This window comes from Streptomyces sp. NPDC046465 (assembly GCF_040646035.1).
GTDB lineage: Bacteria > Actinomycetota > Actinomycetes > Streptomycetales > Streptomycetaceae > Streptomyces.
Window position 1 is genome coordinate 235962 of record NZ_JBEYZK010000011.1, and the last position, 20055, is coordinate 256016.

The following is a 20055-nucleotide window of genomic DNA, read 5'->3' on the forward strand; positions in this document are numbered from 1 at the left end:
ATGGTTCAACCCTTCGACATCGGTGTCGACTTGAGCGCGTCCGGTCGCCCCCCGCGGCGCCGTGGCGCCGAGACTACTCACGGCCCGATCGGCCTCGACAGGCCTAGACCACTTTCGTGGCCAACCTGAAATCACCCGCTCCACCAGGTCACTTGATGGCGCCCGCGGTCAGTCCGGCCTGTACCTGTCGCTGGAAGACCGCGTAGACGACGAGCACCGGAAGCATGGCGATCGTCAGGCCCGCGAAGAGCGCGCCCCAGTCGCCCCGGTAGCCCTGCGAGACGGCCAGTGAGGCGAGCCCCTGCGGCAGCACGTAGCTCTTCTCGTCCTCGTTGTTGAGCAGCAGCGGAAGCAGGTACTGGTTCCACTGGCCGAGGAAGTTGAAGATGCCGATGCTGACCAGGCCGGGCTTGGCCATCGGCAGCATGATCTGGAAGAACGTGCGGGTGTGCGAGGCCCCGTCGACCATCGCCGCCTCCTGCACGCCGGTCGGCAGCGTGCGGAAGAAGGAGGTCAGGAAGAAGGTCGTGAAGGGCAGGGAGTACGCGATGTACGCGATCATCAGGCCGGGCCGGGTGTCGAGGAGGCCGAAGTTCTCCATGACCGCGAAGAGCGGCACCAGGGCGAGGATGACCGGGAACATCATGCCGCCCGCGAACAGCATGAAGATGACGCGGTTGCCGGGGAAGCTGAACCGGGCGATGACGTAGGCCGCCATCGAGCCGAGCAGCATGGTGCCGGTCAGCGAACCCGACAGGATGATCAGCGAGTTCAGGGTGTACTGGCCGATGCTCGCCTTGCTCCAGGCGTTGCTGAAGTTCTCCCAGTGGAAGGACGCGGGCCAGCCCATCGGGTCGCTGAGGATCTCGGCCGAGGGGCGGAACGCGGTGAGCGCCACCCAGATGAGCGGTCCGGCGGCGAGGACGACCCACAGGACGAGGAAGGCGTGCGAGAAGACGTTGAGGGTGGCGCCGCCCGCCTCCTTCTCGCGGCGGGCCGCGGAGGTGGTCTCGGAACGGGGCGCGGAGGTTTTGATCGTGGTCATGATGCAGTGGCTCCCGCGGTCTCAGTATTCGATCCGGTCGCGGTTCCCGACCCGCATGACGATCAGGGAGAACGCCATGCTGAGGAAGAGAAGGACGACGCCGATGGCGGTGGCGTAGCCGTACTGGCCGTCCCGGAACCGTTCGTAGAGGAAGACCGGGGTCACCTTCAGGACGTGCGGCGGCACCATGACCAGGCAGATGGCGAAGGTGTCCAGGGCCTGGATGCCCATGTAGATCCAGCCGGTGCGCACCGTGTCCCAGATCAGCGGGAGCGTGACGTTGAAGAAGGTACGGGCGCGCCCCGCGCCGTCGAGGAGGGCCGCCTCGTAGATGTCCCTGGGGATCGCGCCCATCGCGGCGGAGAAGAGCACGACGTAGAAGCCGATGAAGCTCCAGCTGATCACGGTGAGCAGCGAGATGATGCCGAGGGTCTCGTCGCCGCCCAGCCAGGCGGGCCCGTCGATGCCGACCTTGTCGAGGCCGCCGTTGATCAGGCCGCTGTTGGTGTTGAAGACGCGTCCCCACACCACGGCGATGATGGCGACGGAAAGGACCTGCGGGAAGAAGTAGACGACCTTGTAGACCGAGGAGCCCGCGACGCCCGCGATGGCCTGGCCCCTGCGGTGCCGGCCGCCCGAGGTGATCATGTAGGCGAAGAACATGCCGAGGACCAGGGTGACCACGGGCGCGATGAGCAGCAGGAGGGCGCTCACCTGGACGGAGTCCCAGAACCGCTCGTCGTTCCACATCTTCTGGTAGTTGTCGAACCCGACGAAGTGCGCGGCCGGGCCGCCGGACCAGTCGGTGAACGAGTAGTAGATCGCCTGCAGGAAGGGCGAGACGACGAACAGCGCGTAGAACGCGAGCGGCACGGCGAGGAAGCCCACGATGAAGCGGTACTTGTCGAGCGTGCGGTAGCGCCGGTCGTAACGCACCCGTTCGGGGGTGAAGCGGGGCGGCAGGAGCACCGCCAGGAGGAACAACAGCCGGCCCGGAGCGGCCGGTGCGGGCCTCGCGCCCGCCTGCTTCTTCGGAGGTGGGGTCTTCTCCACCCGGGTGTCGGTCTTCACGCTGCTCAGCCCCGCCCGCTCTTCCACATGCCTATGTGCTCGGTCGCGTGCCGGGTCCGGGGCCTTCGCGGCCCCGGACCCACAGGAGGTTCAGGCCTTCTTGACCTTCGTGATGTCGGGGTCGTTCTTGATCCGGTCCGAGGCCTTCTGCATGGTGTCCATCGCCTGCCGGGCGCCGATCTGGCCCTGCATGAACTTGTGGATCATGTTGTTGAAGTCCTCGCGGAACAGCTCGTTGTACCAGTCCATGAACTGGGGGATGACGATGTTCTCGCCGGCGGCCTTGGTCGCCGCCTGGGCGCTCGCCGCGCCCGAGGGCAGCGTCTGGCCGTCGATGGCGCCCTTGACGACCGGGATCGAGCCGATCTCCTTGAAGAGGTTGAGCGCGGCCTCCTTGCTGTACATCATCCGCATCCACTCCAGGCCGCCCTGCCGGTTCTTGGCCTTGGCGGGGATGATGAAGGGCTCACCGGCCGGGGCGTAGAGCGTGCCGAAGGGCATCTTGTCGCCGGAGTCGAGCGACGGGGTCGCCCCCACCGTCATGGCGAAGTCCTTCGGCGTCGTGTCCTTGGCCTCGTTCTCCACCCAGGAGCCGTTGGGCACGAAGAGGCACTTGCCCTCCTTCGTCCACGCGGTCTGCATCTCGGTGTGGGCCTCGGTGCCGTCGAAGCCGGTCAGCACGTACTTCTTGGCGACCAGCTCCTCCCAGGCCTCGAAGACGTCCTTGACCGCGTCGTGCTTCCACGCGTCCGGCTCCAGGTAGTCCATGGCCGTGGTGACCTCGCGCCCGCCGCGCTGGGCGAACATCGCGTACATGCTGAAGAACATGTAGCGGGGGTGGCCGCCGGGGTAGCTCCAGCCGTGGATGCCCTTGGCCTTGGCCTTCTTGCAGACCGCGAGCATCTCGTCCCAGGTCTTGGGGTACTCGGCGTCCAGGCCCTGCTCGAGGAGCTTCTTGGAGTACCAGTTGCCGTACACCGTCAGTGCGATGTTGAGCTGGTAGCACTCCTGGCCGCCGAAGCGGCCCATCTGCTCGACGACCGGCACCAGGGTCTCGCGCACGGTGACCTTCGGGTCGTCCCACGAGGGGGCGTCGAGCACCTCTCTGAGGTCGGCGACCTGCTTGTTGTGCACGAGCTTGCCGGGGTTGATCTGGTCGGCGCCGGAGTTGTTGACGACGTCCGCCGTGGGCTTGCCTCGGACGATCTTCGGCTGGACCTGGGTGGCGATCTTCTCGGTGGGCTTCTGTTCCGCGTCGGCCTTGGGGTACTTCTTGGCGTACATGTCCGTGACGAACTGGGCGTACTTGTCGCCGTACCCGCCGTTGAAGATGTAGACCGTCAGGTCCGCGTCCTCTTTCACGCCGAGCGGGTTCTTCTTGGTCTTGTCGCCCTTTTCGGCCTTGTTCTCGTCGCCGCCACCACTGGCGCAGGAGCTCACTGCCCCGACGGCCGGCACCGCGAGCAGACCGGCGGCTGCCGCCCTTTTCATGACATCACGACGGTTGACGCTGGTGGATCCCATGCTCAAGTCCTCGCCTTCTCCAGGACTCAGGCGGTGAACCGGACCCTCCCCGGCACCGCGGTGGTGTGAAGCTGGGGTCGTGCGATACATCGTTGAAGCAGCGGGATTCGGTTGACGGAGAGCGGCGGTTGGCGTTCCAGTGTTTCCCACCCCGCTGCCCCCGGGCCCGCGACCTGCCGGACGGCCTGCGCGGACGCCGACAGGTATAGTCCACTCGCGGCCGGGTGAGCAAGATCGAATACAGCTTTGCTCCGCAGCCTTTTCCGAGTTGAGACCTGCGGTGATCCCCGGTGGAGACCTGCGGTGATCCCGAATGGAGACCCGCGGTGATCCCCGGTGAAAACCTCTCGCAGATCACCGCCGGAACCCCTGGACTTTCGCGCCGGTTTCCATGGACTTTCCCGCAAGGCGTGTGCGCCCGAACGACTCACGGCCCCCGTCAACAACCTTGACACCCACCGACACTTGACGCCCTACTAGACCTTGCGCAGCGATCGTGACAACGTTGTCCAACTGGCAAGGAGGGGCTCGAGGATGCCGCACTCGGCTCGCAGACCTCGTTCTAGACACCACCGTCCACCCGGCCCGGTACCCCGTTCGGCCGTGGCCGCCGGGACGCTGGCGCTCGCGCTCGTCGTGGCGGCACAGGGGGCCGCCGTCGCCGGGCCCGAACAATCCCCCCGCTCGGAGCGGCAGTTCTCGTCGTCCTTCGAGAAGGAGGACGCACAGCCCGACTGGCTGAACACCGTCGAGACGGGCCCCGACGGCAAGAAGAAGGCCTCGGGCGTCAACGGCGAGTTCAGCTCCGGCCTGCCCGGCAGCGTCAACGACCACGTCACCGAGGTCCGGGCGAGCGGTGAGAACGCCGGCTCGGGCGAGGTGGCGGCGAACCTCGTCGACGGCGAGGCGACCAGCAAGTGGCTGACGTTCGCGAAGGACGGCTGGGCGGAGTTCGACCTGGACGAGCCCGCCAAGGTCGTGACGTACGCGCTCACCTCCGCCAACGACCACGCCGAGCGCGACCCGAAGGACTGGACCCTGAAGGGTTCCACCGACGGCAAGGACTGGAAGGTCCTCGACGAGCGCAAGGGCGAGACCTTCGACGGTCGCCACAAGACGAAGAAGTACGACTTCGAGAACACCACGGCCTACGCGCACTACCGCCTCGACGTCACCGCGAACAACGGCGCGACCGACGCCCTCCAGCTCGCCGACGTGCAGCTGTCGGCGGGCGGCGAGGGCACCCCGGCCCCCGAGGACATGCTGAGCCTGGTGGACCGCGGCCCCAGCGGCTCCCCCACCGCCAAGTCCCGCGCCGGGTTCACCGGAAAGCAGGCGCTGCGCTACGCGGGCAGCCACAAGGCGGACGGCCGCGGCTACTCGTACAACAAGGTCTTCGACGTCGATGTGAAGGTGGGCAGGAACACCGAGCTCGGCTACCGGATCTTCCCCTCGATGGCCGAGGGCGACCGTGACTACGCCGCCACGAACGTCTCCGTGGACCTCGCCTTCACCGACGGCACGTACCTCAGCGACCTCAAGGCCGTCGACCAGCACGGCTTCCCGCTGACCCCGCGGGGCCAGGGCGCGGCCAAGGCGCTCTACGTGAACCAGTGGAACAACATCGAATCGGGCATCGGGCAGGTGGCGAGCGGCAAGACGGTCGACCGGATCCTGATCGCGTACGACGCCCCCAAGGGCCCGGCGAAGTTCCGCGGCTGGCTCGACGACGTGTCCCTGAAGGAGAAGGCGCCCGCGAAGCCCAAGGCGCACCCTTCCGACTACGCCGACACGACGCGCGGCACCAACTCCAGCGGCGGCTTCTCGCGCGGCAACACCTTCCCGGCCACCGCGGTCCCGCACGGCTTCAACTTCTGGACCCCTGTGACCAACGCGGGCTCGCTGAGCTGGCTGTACGACTACGCGCGCGGCAACAACGACGACAACCTGCCGACCATGCAGGCGTTCAGCGCGAGCCACGAGCCGAGCCCGTGGATGGGCGACCGGCAGACGTTCCAGATGATGCCGTCGGTCGACAAGGACACGCCGAACGCGTCACGCACCAAGCGGGCGCTGCCCTTCCGGCACGAGAAGGAGACGGCGCGCCCGCACTACTACGGCGTGACCTTCGAGAACGGCCTGAAGGCCGAGATGGCGCCGACCGACCACGCCGCGATGATGAAGTTCACCTATCCCGGTGACGACGCGAGCGTCATATTCGACAACGTCTCGGAGAAGGGCGGCCTGACCCTCGACGAGGACAAGGGCGTCGTGACGGGCTTCTCGGACGTCAAGTCCGGCCTGTCCACGGGCGCGACGCGCCTCTTCGTGTACGGGGTCTTCGACGCGCCGGTCACCGCGGGCGGCAAGCTGGAGGGCGGCGGTGGCGGCGACGTCACCGGCTACCTGCGCTTCAAGCCGGGCAAGGACCGCACGGTCAACCTCCGCCTGGCGACGTCCCTGATCAGCCTGGACCAGGCGAAGGACAACCTCGCCCAGGAGATCCCGTCCGGCACCTCCTTCGACCGCGTGAAGAACCGCGCCCAGCGGGCGTGGGACGACATCCTCGGCAAGGTGGAGGTCGAGGGCGCGAGCGAGGGCCAGCGCACGTCCCTCTACTCCTCCCTCTACCGCCTTTACCTCTACCCCAACTCGGGCTTCGAGAAGGTGGGTTCGCAGGGCGGTGGCAAGGCGACGTACAAGTACGCGTCCCCGTTCTCGCCGCAGACCGGTCCCGACACCCCGACCCACACCGGCGCGAAGATCGTCGAGGGCAAGCCGTACGTCAACAACGGCTTCTGGGACACGTACCGCACGACGTGGCCCGCCTACTCCCTGCTCACCCCGAAGAAGGCGGGCGAGCTGGTCGACGGCTTCGTGCAGCAGTACAAGGACGGCGGCTGGACCTCGCGCTGGTCCTCGCCCGGCTACGCGGACCTCATGACGGGCACGTCGTCGGACGTCGCGTTCGCCGACGCGTACGTCAAGGGCGTGAAGTTCGACGCCGAGGCCGCGTACGACGCGGCGCTGAAGAACGCGACGGTGGTGCCGCCGAGTTCGGGCGTCGGCCGCAAGGGCATGAAGACCTCGCCGTTCCTCGGCTATACGAGCAGCGACACGCACGAGGGCCTGTCGTGGGCCCTTGAGGGCTACCTCAACGACTACGGCATCTCGCGCATGGGCGCCGCCCTCTACAAGAAGACGGGCAAGAAGCGCTACAAGGACGAGTCCGCGTACTTCTCCGACCGCGCCCGCGACTACGTGAACCTCTTCGACGACAAGGCGGCGGGCGCGGGCACGGACCCGGGCTTCTTCCAGGGCAAGAGCGCGAAGGGCGTCTGGCGGGTGCCTTCGGAGAAGTTCGACCCGCGCGTGTGGGGCTACGACTACACGGAGACCAACGCCTGGGGTTACGCCTTCACCGCCCCGCAGGACTCGCGCGGCCTGGCCAACCTCTACGGCGGCCGGTCCGGTCTCGGCAAGAAGCTGGACACGTACTTCGCGACCCCCGAGTCCGGCTCCGCCGAGTTCGCGGGCTCCTACGGAGGCGTCATCCACGAGATGACGGAGGCACGCGACGTACGCATGGGGATGTACGGCCACTCCAACCAGGTCGCTCACCACGCCGCGTACATGTACGACGCGGCCGGGCAGCCGTGGAAGACGCAGGAGAAGGTCCGCGAGGTCCTCTCCCGCCTCTACACGGGCAGCGAGATCGGCCAGGGCTACCACGGCGACGAGGACAACGGCGAGCAGTCGGGCTGGTACCTCTTCTCCTCGCTCGGCTTCTACCCCCTGGTCATGGGCAGCGGCGAGTACGCCATCGGCTCGCCCCAGTTCACGAAGATGACCCTGCACCTCGACAACGGCCGCGACCTGGTCGTCAAGGCGCCGAAGAACAGCGCGAAGAACGTGTACGTGCAGGGCCTGAAGGTCAACGGCAAGAAGTGGAAGTCGACCGCGCTCCCGCACGACATCGTCGCCCGCGGCGGCGTCCTGGAATTCGACATGGGCCCGAAGCCGTCGGCCTGGGGCTCCGGCAAGAACGCCCAGCCGACGTCGATCACGAAGGACGACAAGGTTCCGTCGCCGAGGAAGGACGCGGTGGCGGGCGAGGGCGCCTTGTTCGACAACTCCTCGGCCACGGACGCGACGCTGGACTCCGCGGTCAAGCTGCCGGTCGACAGGAAGACCAAGGCGGTCCAGTACACGCTGACGTCGTCCGCCGACAAGGCGAAGGCGCCGCGCGGCTGGGTGCTGCAAGGTTCGAAGGACGGCACGAAGTGGAAGACGCTGGACCGGCGCTCGGGCGAGTCCTTCGCCTGGGACCAGCAGACCCGGGTCTTCACGGTCGCCCGCCCGGGGACGTACGGGCACTACCGCCTGGTGCCGGACGGCTCGGCGACGCTGGCGGAGGTGGAGCTGCTCTCCTGATCCGTTCGGTGGTCGCGGCGGTCGCGGTGGTCGCGGTCGTCGCGGTCGTCGCGGCCTGATCTCGACGGATCCCGGTGCCACGTCATGCGTTTCGGCGTGGCACCGGGATCTTCTTGTGCTCGTTCGGCCCACTAGATGGTGAGCACGATCTTTCCCTTTGCGTGGCCGGTCTCGCTCAACCGGTGGGCCGCGGCCGCGTTCTCGATGGTGAAGGCGGCCGCGACCGGCACGGTGAAGCGGCCTTGCCGGGCGAGATCGGCGGCCACGGCAAGCCCTTCGACCGCCTGCGGGTCGGCTCCCGGGCCCGCCGAGCGCGTCCGGTGGACTCCGTGCTTCGCGGCGTTCATGTCGGCGATGGTCACCACCCGGTCCGGGCTCCCGGCCAGGTCCACCAGATCGGGCAGCGAGCCGGATCCGGCACAGTCAAGGACGGCGTCGACTCCGTCCGGTGCCAGGGCGGTGACCCGCTCCGCCAGTCCCGGGCCGTAGGTGGTCGGCGCCGCCCCGAGGCCCGCGACGAACGCGTGGTTGTGCGCGCCGGCCGTACCGATGACGGTCGCCCCGCGGGCCGCCGCGAGCTGGACGGCGACCGTGCCGACCCCGCCGGCCGCGCCCTCGATCAGCAAGGTCGTGCCGGTGCCGACCTTGAGGCGGTCGAGGGCCCGCGTGGCGGTCTCCACGTTCCCGGCCGCGCCCCCGGCCTGCTCCCAGCTCAGCGCGTCCGGCTTCGGCGCCCAGACGGCCAGGACGGCGAACTCGGCGTTGGCGCCGCCGAGTTCCGCGACGTCGACGATGCCGAAGACCTCGTCGCCCGGCCGGACACCTGTCACCTCCGCGCCGACCTCGTCGACCACGCCCGCGGCGTCCATGCCGAGCGTGTGGGGCAGCCGCAGCGGCGCCAGGTCGCGGAACCGGCCCGAACGGAGGTGGCAGTCGGCGGGCGTGAGACCCGATGCCCGTACGGCCACCCTTATGCGGCCGGGTCCCGCGTGTGGTTCCGGTACGTCGGTGACTTCCAGGACGTTCGCGGAACCGTACTCGGAGAATGTCAGTGCTCTCATGCCGTCGGACGCTAGCGGAACACCCCGTCCGTTTGACTAAAGTGAGAGCGGTGACGACCCCTTTGCCTCACTCCCTGCGCTCCGACGCCCGGGACAACCGGGAGCGCCTCCTCGCCGTGGCCCGCACGACGTTCGCGGAGCGGGGTCTCGACGTGGCGATGCGTGAGATCGCGCGGCGTGCCGAGGTCGGCCCCGCGACCCTCTACCGGCACTTTCCGACCAAGGAGGCGCTGGTCACCGAGGCCTTCCGCGAGCAGATGACGGCCTGCACGGCCATCGTCGACGAGGCACTGGCCGATCCGGACCCATGGCGCGGCTTCTGCCTGGTGATCGAGGCGGTGTGTGAGATGCAGGCGCGGGACCGGGGCTTCACCGCGGCGTTCGTCTCGGCCTTCCCCCGCGCGATCGACTTCGCCGCGGACCGGGGGCAGGCCCTGGGCAAGGTCGCCGAACTCGCCCGCCGGGCCAAGGCGGCAGGCAAGCTGCGCCCGGACTTCGTACCGGACGACCTGGTCATGGTCCTCATGGCCAACGGCGGCATCCGGGCCCCCTCCCCGCCCGCCTCGGTGGCCGCCTCACGGCGCTTCGCCGCGCTCCTTATCCAGGGCATGCGGGCCGAGCCTGCCCTCTCGCCGCTGCCTCCGCCGGTCCGCCTTCCGCTGTCCGCCGACGCGGGATCCCGGCGGTGATCCCGCGGCCCTCCGGCCACTTTCAGTCAGACGAAGCTGGTCCGGACCTTTTTCGGTCGGGTTGATTTACGGTGTCGCTGTGTTTTCCGGCTCTGTCGATTGACCTCCGAGGAGAAATATCGTGAAGCGTCGCGTCGTCCGTACGGCCCGGGCCGCAGTGACCTTGGCAGCCGTCGCTCTCCCCATGGCTCTGCCTCAGGCAACCGCAATTGCCGCAGCAGATCCCGGCGGAGTTGCGCCCTCTGTCGCCGCCACCGAGCCTGCGGGGTGGACCCCCGTCAAGGGGGCCGAGCTGGCCAGGCTGACGGCCAACAACGAGATCTGGAGCAACTGGCACTCCGGTAAGTGCCTGGAAATCTACGGGGACTCCGACGCGAACGGTGGCGGGGCGGTGCAATGGTCGTGCCACCGCGGCCCCAATCAGCGCTGGAACACCAAGATCGTGAACGGCCGTTACTTCGAGTTCAGAAATGGCCACTCGGGAAAGTGCCTGGAAATACGCGGCGACTCCAAGGCGGACGGGGCGTCGGCGAGCCAGTGGAGCTGCAATGGCTCGCACACTCAACACTGGACGGTCTACAGCAGCGACACGAACCCGAAGTTCTACAAGCTCACCAACAGGAACTCAGGAAAATGCCTGGAGGTTCTCTCCTGGCGTGGGGAAGACGGGGCCGCACTGGGACAGTGGTCCTGCCACGACGGGAACAACCAGCGGTGGTCCCGGGAATAGCCGGGCCCCGGGGGGCGGGACTTTCGACCTAGGCACTAGTCGCTCGGCGGCGCGGCGGTCAGATAGCGCGTGAGCATGGCGACCAGCTCGTTCTCCAGGCGCTCCAGGTCGACCGGGTCGGGTGCGGCGACGAGTTGGTGGATGAGGAGTTCGGCGGTGGAGACGAAGAGCCGGGCGGCGACGCGGGTGTCCTCCACGCGGACTTCGGGGTGGTTCTCCAGCAACTCCTCGACGTACTCGATGCGTTCGCGCTCGTTCGCGGTGACCTTCTCAAGAAGGGCCGGAGACCGGGGCCCCTGCTCGGCGAAGACGCGGAGCAGTTGCGGGTCGTCACGGTGGTTGTCGATCGTCGTGCGGACCACGCCGCGGATGATCTCTTCGAGGGAGTCGGGCAGCCCCGCCGCCGTACGGCGCCTGATGGCGACCATGCCCGCGTCCAGGTGCCGCATAAGGAGCTCGATGAGGATCGCGTCCTTGTTCGGGTAGTACTGGTAGAGCGAGCCGATCGAGATCCGCGCCCGTTCCGCGATCCGGTTGGTGGTGCCCGCGGCGTACCCGTGATCGGCGAAAACGTGAGCAGCCGCGGCGAGGATGCGCTGCCGCGTGAGCTCGGCGCGGGCCTGGAGCGGCCTCTTACGTGGCTGAAGTCTGCGTGAGTCCGCTGCCATCCCTCGTCCTTTCCTGCGCCTCGGAAGCGAGTAGCGCACGACCTGAGCAATTGCTCACAATAGTGCCATGACCTGCGGCGAAGCACAGACTCTCGCGACACCCACCAGCACGGTCGGCACGACCGGCACGACCGGCACGACCGGCACGACCAGCACCGCCGGCGCGACCGGTACGACCGGTACGACCGGCACGACCAGCACCACCGGCGCGACCGGCGCGACCCGCACGCGTCCTCGGCGGATATCACCGGCCGAGGTCCGCGCGCGGCTCGGGGAACCCGACTCCGTGCTCAAGGAGAAGATTCAGCACCGCGTCGACGACCACTCCCGCCGCTTCATCGCGCACTCGCCCTTCATGACCATGGCGACGGCAGGCGCGACAGGGCTCGCCGACTGCTCGCCCCGCGGTGACTACCCGGGGTTCGTGAAGGTCCTCGACGACCACATGATCGCGATCCCGGACCGGCCCGGGAACAAGCTCGCCGACTCCTTCCGCAACCTCGCCGAGAACGACGGAATCGGGCTCCTGTTCCTGATCCCGGGCGTCCGGGAGACCCTGCGCGTCAACGGCCGCGCCTATCCGACCGACGAGCCCGACGTACTCGCCCGGATGGCGACCGAGGCCAGGACTCCGGAGCTGGCGATCGTCGTCGACGTGGCGGAGGTCTTCTTCCACTGCGGCCGCGCACTCATCCGCTCCCGACTGTGGGACCCCGCGAGCCAGGCCCTCGCCGACGAGGCCCCCTCGGTGAGCGAGGTGGCCGGCGAGCAATTCGGCATCGACCCGGCGGTGATGGAGGAGGCCCTCGAAGAGGGCTATCGGAAGCTTTACTGAACGGATTGCGGGAGCACGACTGATGCAGCACGCCCAGCAGGCCCAGCAGGCCCAACACACTGACCGAACAACCCAGCAGGTCACCCTCGACCACATCGAGCAGGTCGCCGAGGACGTCGTCGCCCTGCACCTGCGCGGCGCCGTCGACCCACTCGCCCCCTGGGAGCCCGGCGCCCACATCGACGTGGCGCTGCCGAACTGGCTGACCCGGCAGTACTCGCTGTGCGGGGACCCGGCGGACCGGGAGACCTACCGCATCGCGGTCCGGTACGACCCCCTGAGCCGGGGCGGTTCGGAGTACATCCACCGTTTCCTGCGCCGGGGCCGCACCCTCGACGTATCGCTCCCCCGCAACCATTTTCCGCTCGCTCCCGCCCCGGAGTACCTGTTCGTCGCGGGCGGGATCGGCGTCACCGCGGTCCTGCCGATGCTGAACGCGGCGATCACAGCGGGCATACCGGCCTCGCTCGTATACGTGGGCCGGTCGGTGTCGACCATGCCGTTCGCCGAGGAACTGACCGCACGGTACGGAGACCGGGTACGGATCGCGGCCACGCGCGATCAAGGCCGCCCGGACCTGGCCGCGCTCAGCTCCACCCTCAACCCGCGCGCCCTGATCTACTGCTGCGGCCCCGCCTCGATGCTCACCGCGGCGGAGGCGGCCTTCCCCGCCGACCGGCTGCGCACGGAGCGCTTCCACCCGCAGCCCCGGCAGTTCGCCCCCGCCACGGAGTTCGAGGCGATGTGCGCCAGGTCGGGCCGGACCGTACGGGTCCCGGCGGACGAGTCGCTCCTCGACGCCTTGACGCACGCCGGGCACCCCGTCGCCTCCGGCTGTCGCGAGGGCGTCTGCGGAAGCTGCGAACTGACGGTCCTTGAGGGCGAGCCCGACCATCGCGACGACATCGGCGCCCCGGCGGGCCGGATGTACGCGTGCGTGTCGCGGGCGCGGTCAGCGCGGTTGGTGCTGGACCTGTGACGTGTTCGGCGCGTCCGGCGGCGACCACGACCGGCGCGTGCGTCCATTAGCAACCCGGGTTGACTATCCCTATTAGTCAACTACAGTTGCTTACATGTCCGACGGCGAAAATCCCCCTCCCCATGAGCCCGCTGACGCCCTGGCAGCTGTCGTGGCGTTGCGGCGCCTCGCCGATCAACTGGAGGACGCCGCTGTCGAGCAGGCCATGCGGGCGGGCTGGAGCTGGCCGCAGGTCTCCGAGGCGCTCGGAGTCACCCGCCAAGCCGTCCACAAGAAGCACGCCAAGCGGCTCATCGCCGCCGGAGTCAAGCTGAGGAGGCGCGGCGATGAGCGCGTTTGACAAGTACTTGCACGAGGTCATCGTGAGGGCGGCGCACGAAGCCCAGGAGGACGGTTCGGCGACGATCGACGCGCAGCACCTCCTTTTGTCACTCGCCGCCGGTGCAGGGAGCCAAGGGAGCCAAGGGAGCCAAGGGAATCAAGGGAGCCAAGGGAGCACCGCGCAACAGGTCCTGGCCTCGGTCGGGCTCGATCGCGATGCTGTCCGCGAGGCACTGGACCGGGAGTTCGAGCACAGTCTGAGCACGGTCGGAGTGTCTCCGGTCGGCCATGACCTTCCCAGGCCGAGCCCCGCTTCCCAGCAGCCCAAGATGGGGGCGTCCGCCAGACTGGCACTGGAGCGGAGCTTCGCCTCCGCCAGAAAGAAGGACCAGCGGTCAGAGCATCTGCTGCTCGGGATCCTGCAGGCCCAAGTCGGCACCGTGCCACGCGCTCTCGCCCTGGCCGGTATCGATCAGGCTGAGCTGGTGGACCGTGTACGGCAGGCGGCGCCGACATCGGGAGCCGAGGGGCACGAGGCGGTCCAGCGCCTGCTTCAGCAAGCGGTGGCGCAAGGCGGCCTTCCCGGCATTCTCGCCGAGGTCCGCGACGGCGACGGGCAGTGGTTCGGGACCGCAGGAGTGGCAGACACCACCCGACCAGGCCGCAAGCGTTCGCAGCATGACCGGTTCCGCATCGGCAGCATCAGCAAGACGTTCGTGGCCACCGTCGTGCTGCAGTTGGCGGCGGAAGGCAGGCTGAGCCTGGACGACACCGCGGAACAGTGGCTGCCCGGCGTGGTCCACGGCCATCACCACGACGGTGCCGGGGTGGACGTCAGGATGCTGCTCAACCACACGAGCGGGATCTTCAACTACACCGATGACCAGGAAGCACTGAACCGTCGCGAGACGCATTCTCCCGAGTCACTGGTACAGATCGCCATGTCCCATCCGCCCACCTTCACGCCGGGTTCGGATTCGGGTTCGGATTCGGGTTCCGCTTGGGCGTATTCCAACACCAACTACGTCCTCGCGGGCATGATCGTCGAACGGGCCACCGGCCGCGCGCTCGCCGAGGAAATCACCGAACGGATCTCCCGCCCCCTCGGCCTGACCGGTACGTACTTGCCGCACGGCGGCGACCCGGTGATCCTCGGGCCGCACTCCCGGCACTACACGAAGCTGTTCCGGACCGACCCCGGTGCGCCGGTCCACGACGCGACCGAGTTCGATTCCTCCATGTTCTGGGCCGCCGGAGGCATGATCTCCACCGCCGGGGACCTCAACCGGTTCTTCGGCGCCCTGCTGGGGGGCCGGATACTGCCGCCGGACCAGCAACGCGACATGTTCACCACCGTGCCCACCCGCGACTGGATCCCCGACTCCGCCTACGGCCTCGGCGTTTCCTCGGTGCGGCTGCCCTGCGGGGAAACGGTCTGGGGCATGGGCGGTGCGCTCTTCGGATCGTGGTCCTACGCCTACGGCACGCGTGATGGCAGCCGGATGGTCACCGCCAACGTCAATGGCGACTGGAGCGACGGCGGTTGGGACGACCCCATCGGCATCTTCACCGATCTGCTGGAGGCGGAGTTCTGCCGACGGAGAGACACCTGACCGCCGGTCCACCAACCCCGGCAGCGCACGGATCGGAGAATACGACGACCTGGACATGGTTTTCCGCCGGTGCATGACGGGAGAATTCGAGGGGCGGGGTGCACAGGAGGGGCTACCGGCGATGGAATTGGACCGTCGGGTGCGGGTTCGGGTGGACCGGGTGGTGGAGGGGGTGCGGCGGAAGGGCTTCGGGTCGGGCTATCTGGTCGCGCCGCGGCTGGTGCTGACGGCGGCGCATGTGGTGGACCGTGTGGACCCGGACGTGAGCGGCGTGGTGACGGTGACCGCGCCCGGCATGGGTGAGGAAGCTTTCCCTGCGTCGGTGCGCTGGCGGCAACGTATGAACGACACCGTGGACGCCGCACTGATCGAGGTCGCCGAGGGATGTGGCTGGCAAGTACCCCTCTCCCTGGCCGACTTGGTGACCCGGCCCCCTCAGCGGTACGGCCTCGTCATCGGAACCCGTCCCCACCCGGTCACCGCGTCCGGCTTCCCCCGCATGCAGAAGGACAGCGCCCCCGACGGCCGACGACTGGATGAGCAGTTCACGGGGCGCATCGTCCCGGGGAGCGGCTCGCTGGCCGGACGTTACGAGTTGGTGGGCACGGACCCCACGTTCGCGGGGTCGGACAGCACCACCGCTGGCGGTAGCCGATGGTCGGGGATGTCGGGCGCCGCCGTCCTCGCCGACGACGGCTACGGCGGGGACCTGCTGTGCGGCGTCATACGGCTCGACCGCCAAGCGGACGGCGGAGGCTCCCGCCTGACCGCCACCCCGGCGGCCCACCTCCTCGCCGACGAAGCCTTCCGCGCGCTCCTCACCGAGCACACCGGCTGGGCCCCCGTCCTCGAACCGGTCGAGCCCGCCGCCCTGCTCACTCCGGCGGCGGTCGACCGTAACCTCCGCTCCCCCGCAGCCCTCCTGCGCGCCGACGCGGAAGCCGTCGCGTTCCATGGCCGTGACAGTGAACTCTCGGACTTGCAAGCGTGGTGCGAGACCGACCCGTCCGCCGTCGGTATACGAGTACTGACCGGCCCCGGAGGCCAAGGCAAGACCCGCCTCGCCCGCCGCCTCACCGACGCCCTCGGCTGGCACGGCTGGGCCACGGGGCACCTGACCTCCGACCTGACGGACACGCCCTCCCCGGACGCCCCGTCCCTGGACGCCGCGCCACCCGACTTCACCACCTTGGCCACGTCCCTGCCGTTGCTCCTGGTCATCGACTACGCGGAAACCCGTCCCCGCCTGGTACGCCGCCTGGTCGCGCACCTGCACCGCTCACGCCACCGCGTACGGGTCCTCTTGCTCGCCCGCTCCGACGGCCCGTGGCGCACGGACTCCCTCCAGGCGATTCCGGCCGTACGGGACCTCCTTGAGGAAGCCCCGGTCGTCCCGCTCACCCCACTCATCCCCACGAGCCGCCCCGCCCAGGACCGACGCGACGCCTTCCACCGCGCCGCCCAGGACCTCACCCGCCTGCTCCCCCTGCTGCCGACGCTGCCCCCGTACGACTGGACATCCGTGGCGGCCGCGCTCCGGCCCCCGGCGGACCTGGACGACTACCGCTACGACAACGTCCTCACCTTGCAGATGACGGCGCTGGTCGCCCTGTTGCAGCACGGTCCCCGCTCGGTCGACGCGGCCCCGGGCACCCCGCCGGAACGCACGCTCCTCAAACACGAGGACCGCTTCTGGGAGGCGAGCGCGCAGGCCCCCGCCTACCGACTCGACCTGCCGGGACCCACGTTGGGGGCGGCGGTGGCGGTGGCGGCGTTGTGCGGAGCCGGGACGCGAGACGAGGCCCTGGGCGTCATCACGACACTGCCGGGCCTGCCCAGCCATCAATCTGACTCCGCCGCCAGGTGGCTCGCCTCCCTGTACCCGTCCGACGGCGACCGCTACTGGGGCTCCCTCCAGCCCGACCGCATCGCCGAGTACCACGCGTCCCGCGTACTCGCCGAGGACGGCATCGGGCTACCGGCCCTGCTCGGCGCGTCGGCCCCCGGCCAACAGGCCCAGGTCATCACGGTTCTGGCCCGTGCGGCCATCGCCCACTACAACGCGGGCCGGGCCACGGACAGCGAACAGGTCATGAGCACCCTGGATACGGCCCTGGATGCCGCTCCTCTCGCCTACCAGGCGGTCGAGACGGTGACAGAGGCACTCCCGTACCCGTCCCTTGTCACCGCTCCCCTCGCCATCCGCCTGACCACTGCCTTAGCTGACGTTCATCAGCAACTCGCGGTGCAGAGACCGGCCCTGTATGAACCCAAACTCGCGCGTTCCCTGTCCAACCTCGGCACTAGGCTGTCGGAGGTCGGGCGGCGGACAGAAGGCCTGGTTGCCGAGCGACAGGCGGTAGGAACCTTTCGTCGGCTGGCCACGAGCAACCCGGATTACGAACCCAACTTCGCGCTTTCCCTGTCCAACCTCGGCGGCCGGTTGTCGGGGGTGGGTCAGCGGGCAGAGGCCCTGGCAGCCGCAGAAGAGGCCGTAGAAATCTACCGCCGACTGGCCACAGACAACCCAGCCGCCCACAATCCCCACCTCGCCGCATCCCTATCCAACCTCGGAGCCTTTCTGTCGGGGGTGGGTCGGCGGGCAGAGGCTCTGACCACCGCAGAAGAGGCCGTAGAAATCTACCGCCGACTAGCTGCAGACAACCCAGCCGCCAACGAACCCAACCTCGCCACCTCCCTGTCCAACCTCGGCATCCGGCTGTCGGAAGTCGGGCGGCGAATTGAGGCGGTGCCCCCCGCTGAACAGTCCGTGGCGATCTACCGCCGACTGGCCAGAGACAACCCGGCCGCCCACGAAGCCAACCTCGCCCGCTCCTTGTCCAACCTCGGCACCTGGTTGTCAGGGGTCGGGCGGCAGGCAGAGGCCCTGACCACCGCAGAAGAGGCCGTAGAAATCTACCGCCGACTAGCTGCAGACAACCCAGCCGCCTACGAACCCAACCTCGCCGCGTCCCTGTCCAACCTCGGCATCCTGCTGTCGGAAGTGGGGCGGCGGACAGAAGCCCTGACTGCCGAACAACACGCCGTAGAGATCCACGCTCGGCTGGCAGCGGACAACCCGGTGGCCCACGAACCCGACCTCGCCACCTCCCTGTCCAACCTCGGCATCCGGCTGTCGGAAGTCGGGCGGCCGGCAGAAGCCCTGGCCGCCGCGGAACAAGCTGTCGCGCTCCGGCGTCGGCTGGCAGCAGACAATCCAGGCGCCCACGAACCCAACCTCGCCGCATCCCTGACCAACCTCGGGCCCCTCCTGTCGAAGGGAGGGCGGCACGATGAGGCCCTGACCACCGCCGCACAGGCTGTAGAAATCTACCGACGACTGGCCGGGGACAACCCAGCCGCCCACGAACCCAACCTCGCAAATTCGTTGCACGCTTGGGCCGCAGTGCAGTTTGAAGAGCGGCAGAGCCTCTCCGGTGCGTTGCGAGCCACCAGCGAGGCGGTGGAAATCCATCGAAGACTCATGTCGGCGAGCTCCCACCAACCTCTCTTTCTTTCGCGTCTGCGCGTGGTGTTGGGCCTGCAGGCGCAGCTACTCGTCAGCCTCGGCCGACTCCGAGACGCCCGGACGGTCCGCGACTGGCTCACGGCCAATCCCGACCCGGCCGACTCCCGCGAGTGACCGTCCGTGCGCCCCGACACACCACTCGAACACCGCTCGCACACCCCCCGTATCCTCATCCCATGCCCGACCACTCCCCTTGATCCAGAGCCTGCGCACAGCCGTCGCAAGCGCGCCCGATGACGTGCCGTTGCGGCTGCACCTCGCGGAGCTGCTCATCGCGGGCGGGCAGCACGACGAAGCGGTCGCCGAGGCCGCCGTCGCGCTCCAGCACGCGCCGGGCGACCCGCAGGCCCGGGACCTCAGAGCCCATCTTTGAACCCCTGTTGATCTAGTACACGCGCCTCATGGAGGACTCCGTACGCACCGGGCTCTCCGGTGCGGCGGCGGCAGACTCTGCCCGTACCGGGCGGGTCGGGGTTCCCCTTCACGGCCATGGGGCCGTGTTCCGCGTCAACATCGAGCGCTATGGGCAGATCGTGGAGAGGCTGCGCGAGGCGCGTTGAAGCAGTCAGGTTCTCACTGGCTCTCGTTCATGCCGGTGGATTGACTCGTGGCAAAGACCGTCGTACGTCTACGAGACGTCAGGCCCATGCCGCTCTCCCTGATGAGCGCGGAGCTGCGTTCGCTCAGGTGACCCGCGCGGCCACCAGGGTCTCGAAGGTATAGGGCCGCAACCCATCGGTACGGCCGGCGAAGTACCGCTGCTGGAGGTCTGCACGTGCGGGATGGTCCACGACCTTTAGCCCGCACCGGCTGATCAGCCTATCGATCTCGATCACCGGCCAGCCGGGCTGAAGAGGCTCCTCGGCAGAAGCCGCGATCGGCGTGTAGATCCGGGCGAATTCCGTCCCCACGTCGTCCAGCACACAGTCCTCGGCCCGGTAGGAGAACACCACCTCAGACCCGGGAGCAGCCGCCGCGATCGTGCGCAACGTCGACTCGATCGCCTGCGCCGTCAGATAGGGAGCGACACCCGTCCAGCAGAACATCGCCGGCTGCGCCCAGTCGAACCCGGCCGCGCCCAGAACGTCCTGAAGCGGTTCGGCCTCGAAATCAACCGGCACGAACACCTGCGAGTCGCTGAGCGGCAGGCCGAGCACCCTGACCCGCTCGAGCTTCCAGGCCTGGGAAGCAGGATGATCAACCTCGAACACCGTCAGCGAGCCGAGCAGATCCGGCTGCCGCCACGCGAACGAGTCAAGCCCCGCGCCAAGAATCACGTACTGCGTGAAGGCGCCAGCAGCCAGCCGGTCCTCGGCGTACCGGCTGCGAGTGCAGACAGCCGCGCGGGACTCGCGACGGACCGGGTCGGGGAACAGCGGATCGAACCGGTCTCGCAGCTCCCGCCATACCGGGCCGACAAGCACCAGGGCCAGCACATCATCCAGTACCCACGGCGACGCCGTCTCCAGGCGAAACAATCCACGCGACACGGCCGCAAACATCGCCGTCCTGCTCGGCGCGCTCTCCATGCATTCCTCCTCGCCGGACAGAACCCA

The 20055-nt window shown here is 68.6% G+C and carries 15 protein-coding genes and 1 pseudogene; 10 read left to right on the forward strand and 6 right to left on the reverse strand.

The genetic code is table 11. From position 1 onward, the window contains the following. Positions 1-148: 148 nt before the first annotated feature. The 3 genes from ABZ953_RS19225 to ngcE all read right to left on the reverse strand — a co-directional run bounded on the left by ABZ953_RS19225 (position 149) and on the right by ngcE (position 3640). Positions 149-1045: a carbohydrate ABC transporter permease gene (locus ABZ953_RS19225; RefSeq protein WP_361724904.1), complete on the reverse strand. Its 897-nt coding sequence runs from the start codon at positions 1043-1045 to the stop codon at positions 149-151. A gap of 21 nt (positions 1046-1066) precedes the next feature. After that, entirely contained in the window at positions 1067-2008 is a 942-nt protein-coding gene (locus ABZ953_RS19230; protein WP_361725107.1) for a sugar ABC transporter permease, read from the reverse strand. A gap of 198 nt (positions 2009-2206) precedes the next feature. Next, positions 2207-3640, reverse strand: coding sequence for an N-acetylglucosamine/diacetylchitobiose ABC transporter substrate-binding protein (gene ngcE / locus ABZ953_RS19235; protein ID WP_361724907.1), 1434 nt, complete (start codon positions 3638-3640; stop codon positions 2207-2209). 534 nt (positions 3641-4174) lie between these two features. Between ngcE and ABZ953_RS19240 the strand changes: the two genes are divergently transcribed. Then, complete coding sequence (locus ABZ953_RS19240) at positions 4175-8074, forward strand: GH92 family glycosyl hydrolase (RefSeq protein ID WP_361724910.1); 3900 nt, start codon at positions 4175-4177, stop codon at positions 8072-8074. 131 nt (positions 8075-8205) lie between these two features. Here the strand turns inward: ABZ953_RS19240 and ABZ953_RS19245 are convergent, their stop codons facing one another. Continuing rightward, the gene (locus ABZ953_RS19245; protein ID WP_361724913.1) at positions 8206-9135 is read right to left on the reverse strand and encodes an NADP-dependent oxidoreductase; all 930 of its coding nucleotides are present in this window, start codon (positions 9133-9135) and stop codon (positions 8206-8208) included. 50 nt (positions 9136-9185) lie between these two features. Here ABZ953_RS19245 and ABZ953_RS19250 point away from each other — a divergent pair, with 50 nt between their 5' ends. Together ABZ953_RS19250 and ABZ953_RS19255 are read left to right on the forward strand one after the other, a co-directional pair. Then, on the forward strand, positions 9186-9824 hold the full coding sequence (locus ABZ953_RS19250; protein ID WP_361724916.1) for a helix-turn-helix domain-containing protein: 639 nt from the start codon (positions 9186-9188) through the stop codon (positions 9822-9824). Positions 9825-9945: 121 nt separating this feature from the next. Further along, positions 9946-10554 carry an RICIN domain-containing protein gene (locus tag ABZ953_RS19255; protein WP_361724919.1) on the forward strand — a complete coding sequence of 203 codons (609 nt, stop codon included), beginning with the start codon at positions 9946-9948 and terminating at the stop codon, positions 10552-10554. A gap of 35 nt (positions 10555-10589) precedes the next feature. Here ABZ953_RS19255 and ABZ953_RS19260 read toward each other — a convergent pair whose 3' ends face one another. After that, the gene (locus ABZ953_RS19260) at positions 10590-11222 is read right to left on the reverse strand and encodes a TetR/AcrR family transcriptional regulator (protein WP_361724922.1); all 633 of its coding nucleotides are present in this window, start codon (positions 11220-11222) and stop codon (positions 10590-10592) included. Between the two features lie 241 nt (positions 11223-11463). Between ABZ953_RS19260 and ABZ953_RS19265 the strand changes: the two genes are divergently transcribed. The 7 genes and pseudogenes from ABZ953_RS19265 to ABZ953_RS19295 all read left to right on the forward strand — a co-directional run bounded on the left by ABZ953_RS19265 (position 11464) and on the right by ABZ953_RS19295 (position 19059). Further along, the gene (locus ABZ953_RS19265; RefSeq protein WP_361725110.1) at positions 11464-12057 is read left to right on the forward strand and encodes an MSMEG_1061 family FMN-dependent PPOX-type flavoprotein; all 594 of its coding nucleotides are present in this window, start codon (positions 11464-11466) and stop codon (positions 12055-12057) included. 22 nt (positions 12058-12079) lie between these two features. Further along, positions 12080-13036 carry a PDR/VanB family oxidoreductase gene (locus tag ABZ953_RS19270; RefSeq protein ID WP_361724925.1) on the forward strand — a complete coding sequence of 319 codons (957 nt, stop codon included), beginning with the start codon at positions 12080-12082 and terminating at the stop codon, positions 13034-13036. Between the two features lie 94 nt (positions 13037-13130). Further along, positions 13131-13376, forward strand: a complete 246-nt coding sequence (locus ABZ953_RS19275; RefSeq protein WP_361724928.1) for a hypothetical protein — start codon at positions 13131-13133, stop codon at positions 13374-13376. Beyond that, positions 13363-14970 carry a serine hydrolase gene (locus tag ABZ953_RS19280; RefSeq protein WP_361724931.1) on the forward strand — a complete coding sequence of 536 codons (1608 nt, stop codon included), beginning with the start codon at positions 13363-13365 and terminating at the stop codon, positions 14968-14970. The genes ABZ953_RS19275 and ABZ953_RS19280 overlap by 14 nt, the downstream gene beginning before the upstream one ends. A 121-nt stretch (positions 14971-15091) precedes the next feature. Next, the gene (locus tag ABZ953_RS19285) at positions 15092-18613 is read left to right on the forward strand and encodes a tetratricopeptide repeat protein (protein WP_361724934.1); all 3522 of its coding nucleotides are present in this window, start codon (positions 15092-15094) and stop codon (positions 18611-18613) included. A 79-nt stretch (positions 18614-18692) separates the two neighbouring features. After that, a pseudogene (locus ABZ953_RS19290) lies at positions 18693-18857 on the forward strand (tetratricopeptide repeat protein); the annotation flags it as partial. 43 nt (positions 18858-18900) lie between these two features. Further along, the gene (locus ABZ953_RS19295) at positions 18901-19059 is read left to right on the forward strand and encodes a hypothetical protein (protein ID WP_361724937.1); all 159 of its coding nucleotides are present in this window, start codon (positions 18901-18903) and stop codon (positions 19057-19059) included. 123 nt (positions 19060-19182) lie between these two features. Here ABZ953_RS19295 and ABZ953_RS19300 read toward each other — a convergent pair whose 3' ends face one another. Continuing rightward, entirely contained in the window at positions 19183-20028 is an 846-nt protein-coding gene (locus ABZ953_RS19300) for a class I SAM-dependent methyltransferase (protein ID WP_361724940.1), read from the reverse strand. Between the last annotated feature and the right edge of the window lie 27 nt (positions 20029-20055).

What these genes read in the sequence shown, in the direction of transcription:
- ABZ953_RS19270 (WP_361724925.1), top strand. Translation starts at nt 12,080, where the DNA reads ATGCAGCACGCCCAGCAGGCCCAGCAGGCCCAACACACTGACCGAACA.
- ABZ953_RS19285 (WP_361724934.1), top strand. Translation starts at nt 15,092, where the DNA reads ATGGAATTGGACCGTCGGGTGCGGGTTCGGGTGGACCGGGTGGTGGAG.
- ABZ953_RS19300 (WP_361724940.1), bottom strand. Translation starts at nt 20,028, where the DNA reads ATGGAGAGCGCGCCGAGCAGGACGGCGATGTTTGCGGCCGTGTCGCGT.
- ABZ953_RS19245 (WP_361724913.1), bottom strand. Translation starts at nt 9,135, where the DNA reads ATGAGAGCACTGACATTCTCCGAGTACGGTTCCGCGAACGTCCTGGAA.
- ABZ953_RS19225 (WP_361724904.1), bottom strand. Translation starts at nt 1,045, where the DNA reads ATGACCACGATCAAAACCTCCGCGCCCCGTTCCGAGACCACCTCCGCG.
- ABZ953_RS19295 (WP_361724937.1), top strand. Translation starts at nt 18,901, where the DNA reads ATGGAGGACTCCGTACGCACCGGGCTCTCCGGTGCGGCGGCGGCAGAC.
- ABZ953_RS19280 (WP_361724931.1), top strand. Translation starts at nt 13,363, where the DNA reads ATGAGCGCGTTTGACAAGTACTTGCACGAGGTCATCGTGAGGGCGGCG.
- ABZ953_RS19275 (WP_361724928.1), top strand. Translation starts at nt 13,131, where the DNA reads ATGTCCGACGGCGAAAATCCCCCTCCCCATGAGCCCGCTGACGCCCTG.
- ABZ953_RS19260 (WP_361724922.1), bottom strand. Translation starts at nt 11,222, where the DNA reads ATGGCAGCGGACTCACGCAGACTTCAGCCACGTAAGAGGCCGCTCCAG.
- ABZ953_RS19240 (WP_361724910.1), top strand. Translation starts at nt 4,175, where the DNA reads ATGCCGCACTCGGCTCGCAGACCTCGTTCTAGACACCACCGTCCACCC.
- ngcE (WP_361724907.1), bottom strand. Translation starts at nt 3,640, where the DNA reads ATGGGATCCACCAGCGTCAACCGTCGTGATGTCATGAAAAGGGCGGCA.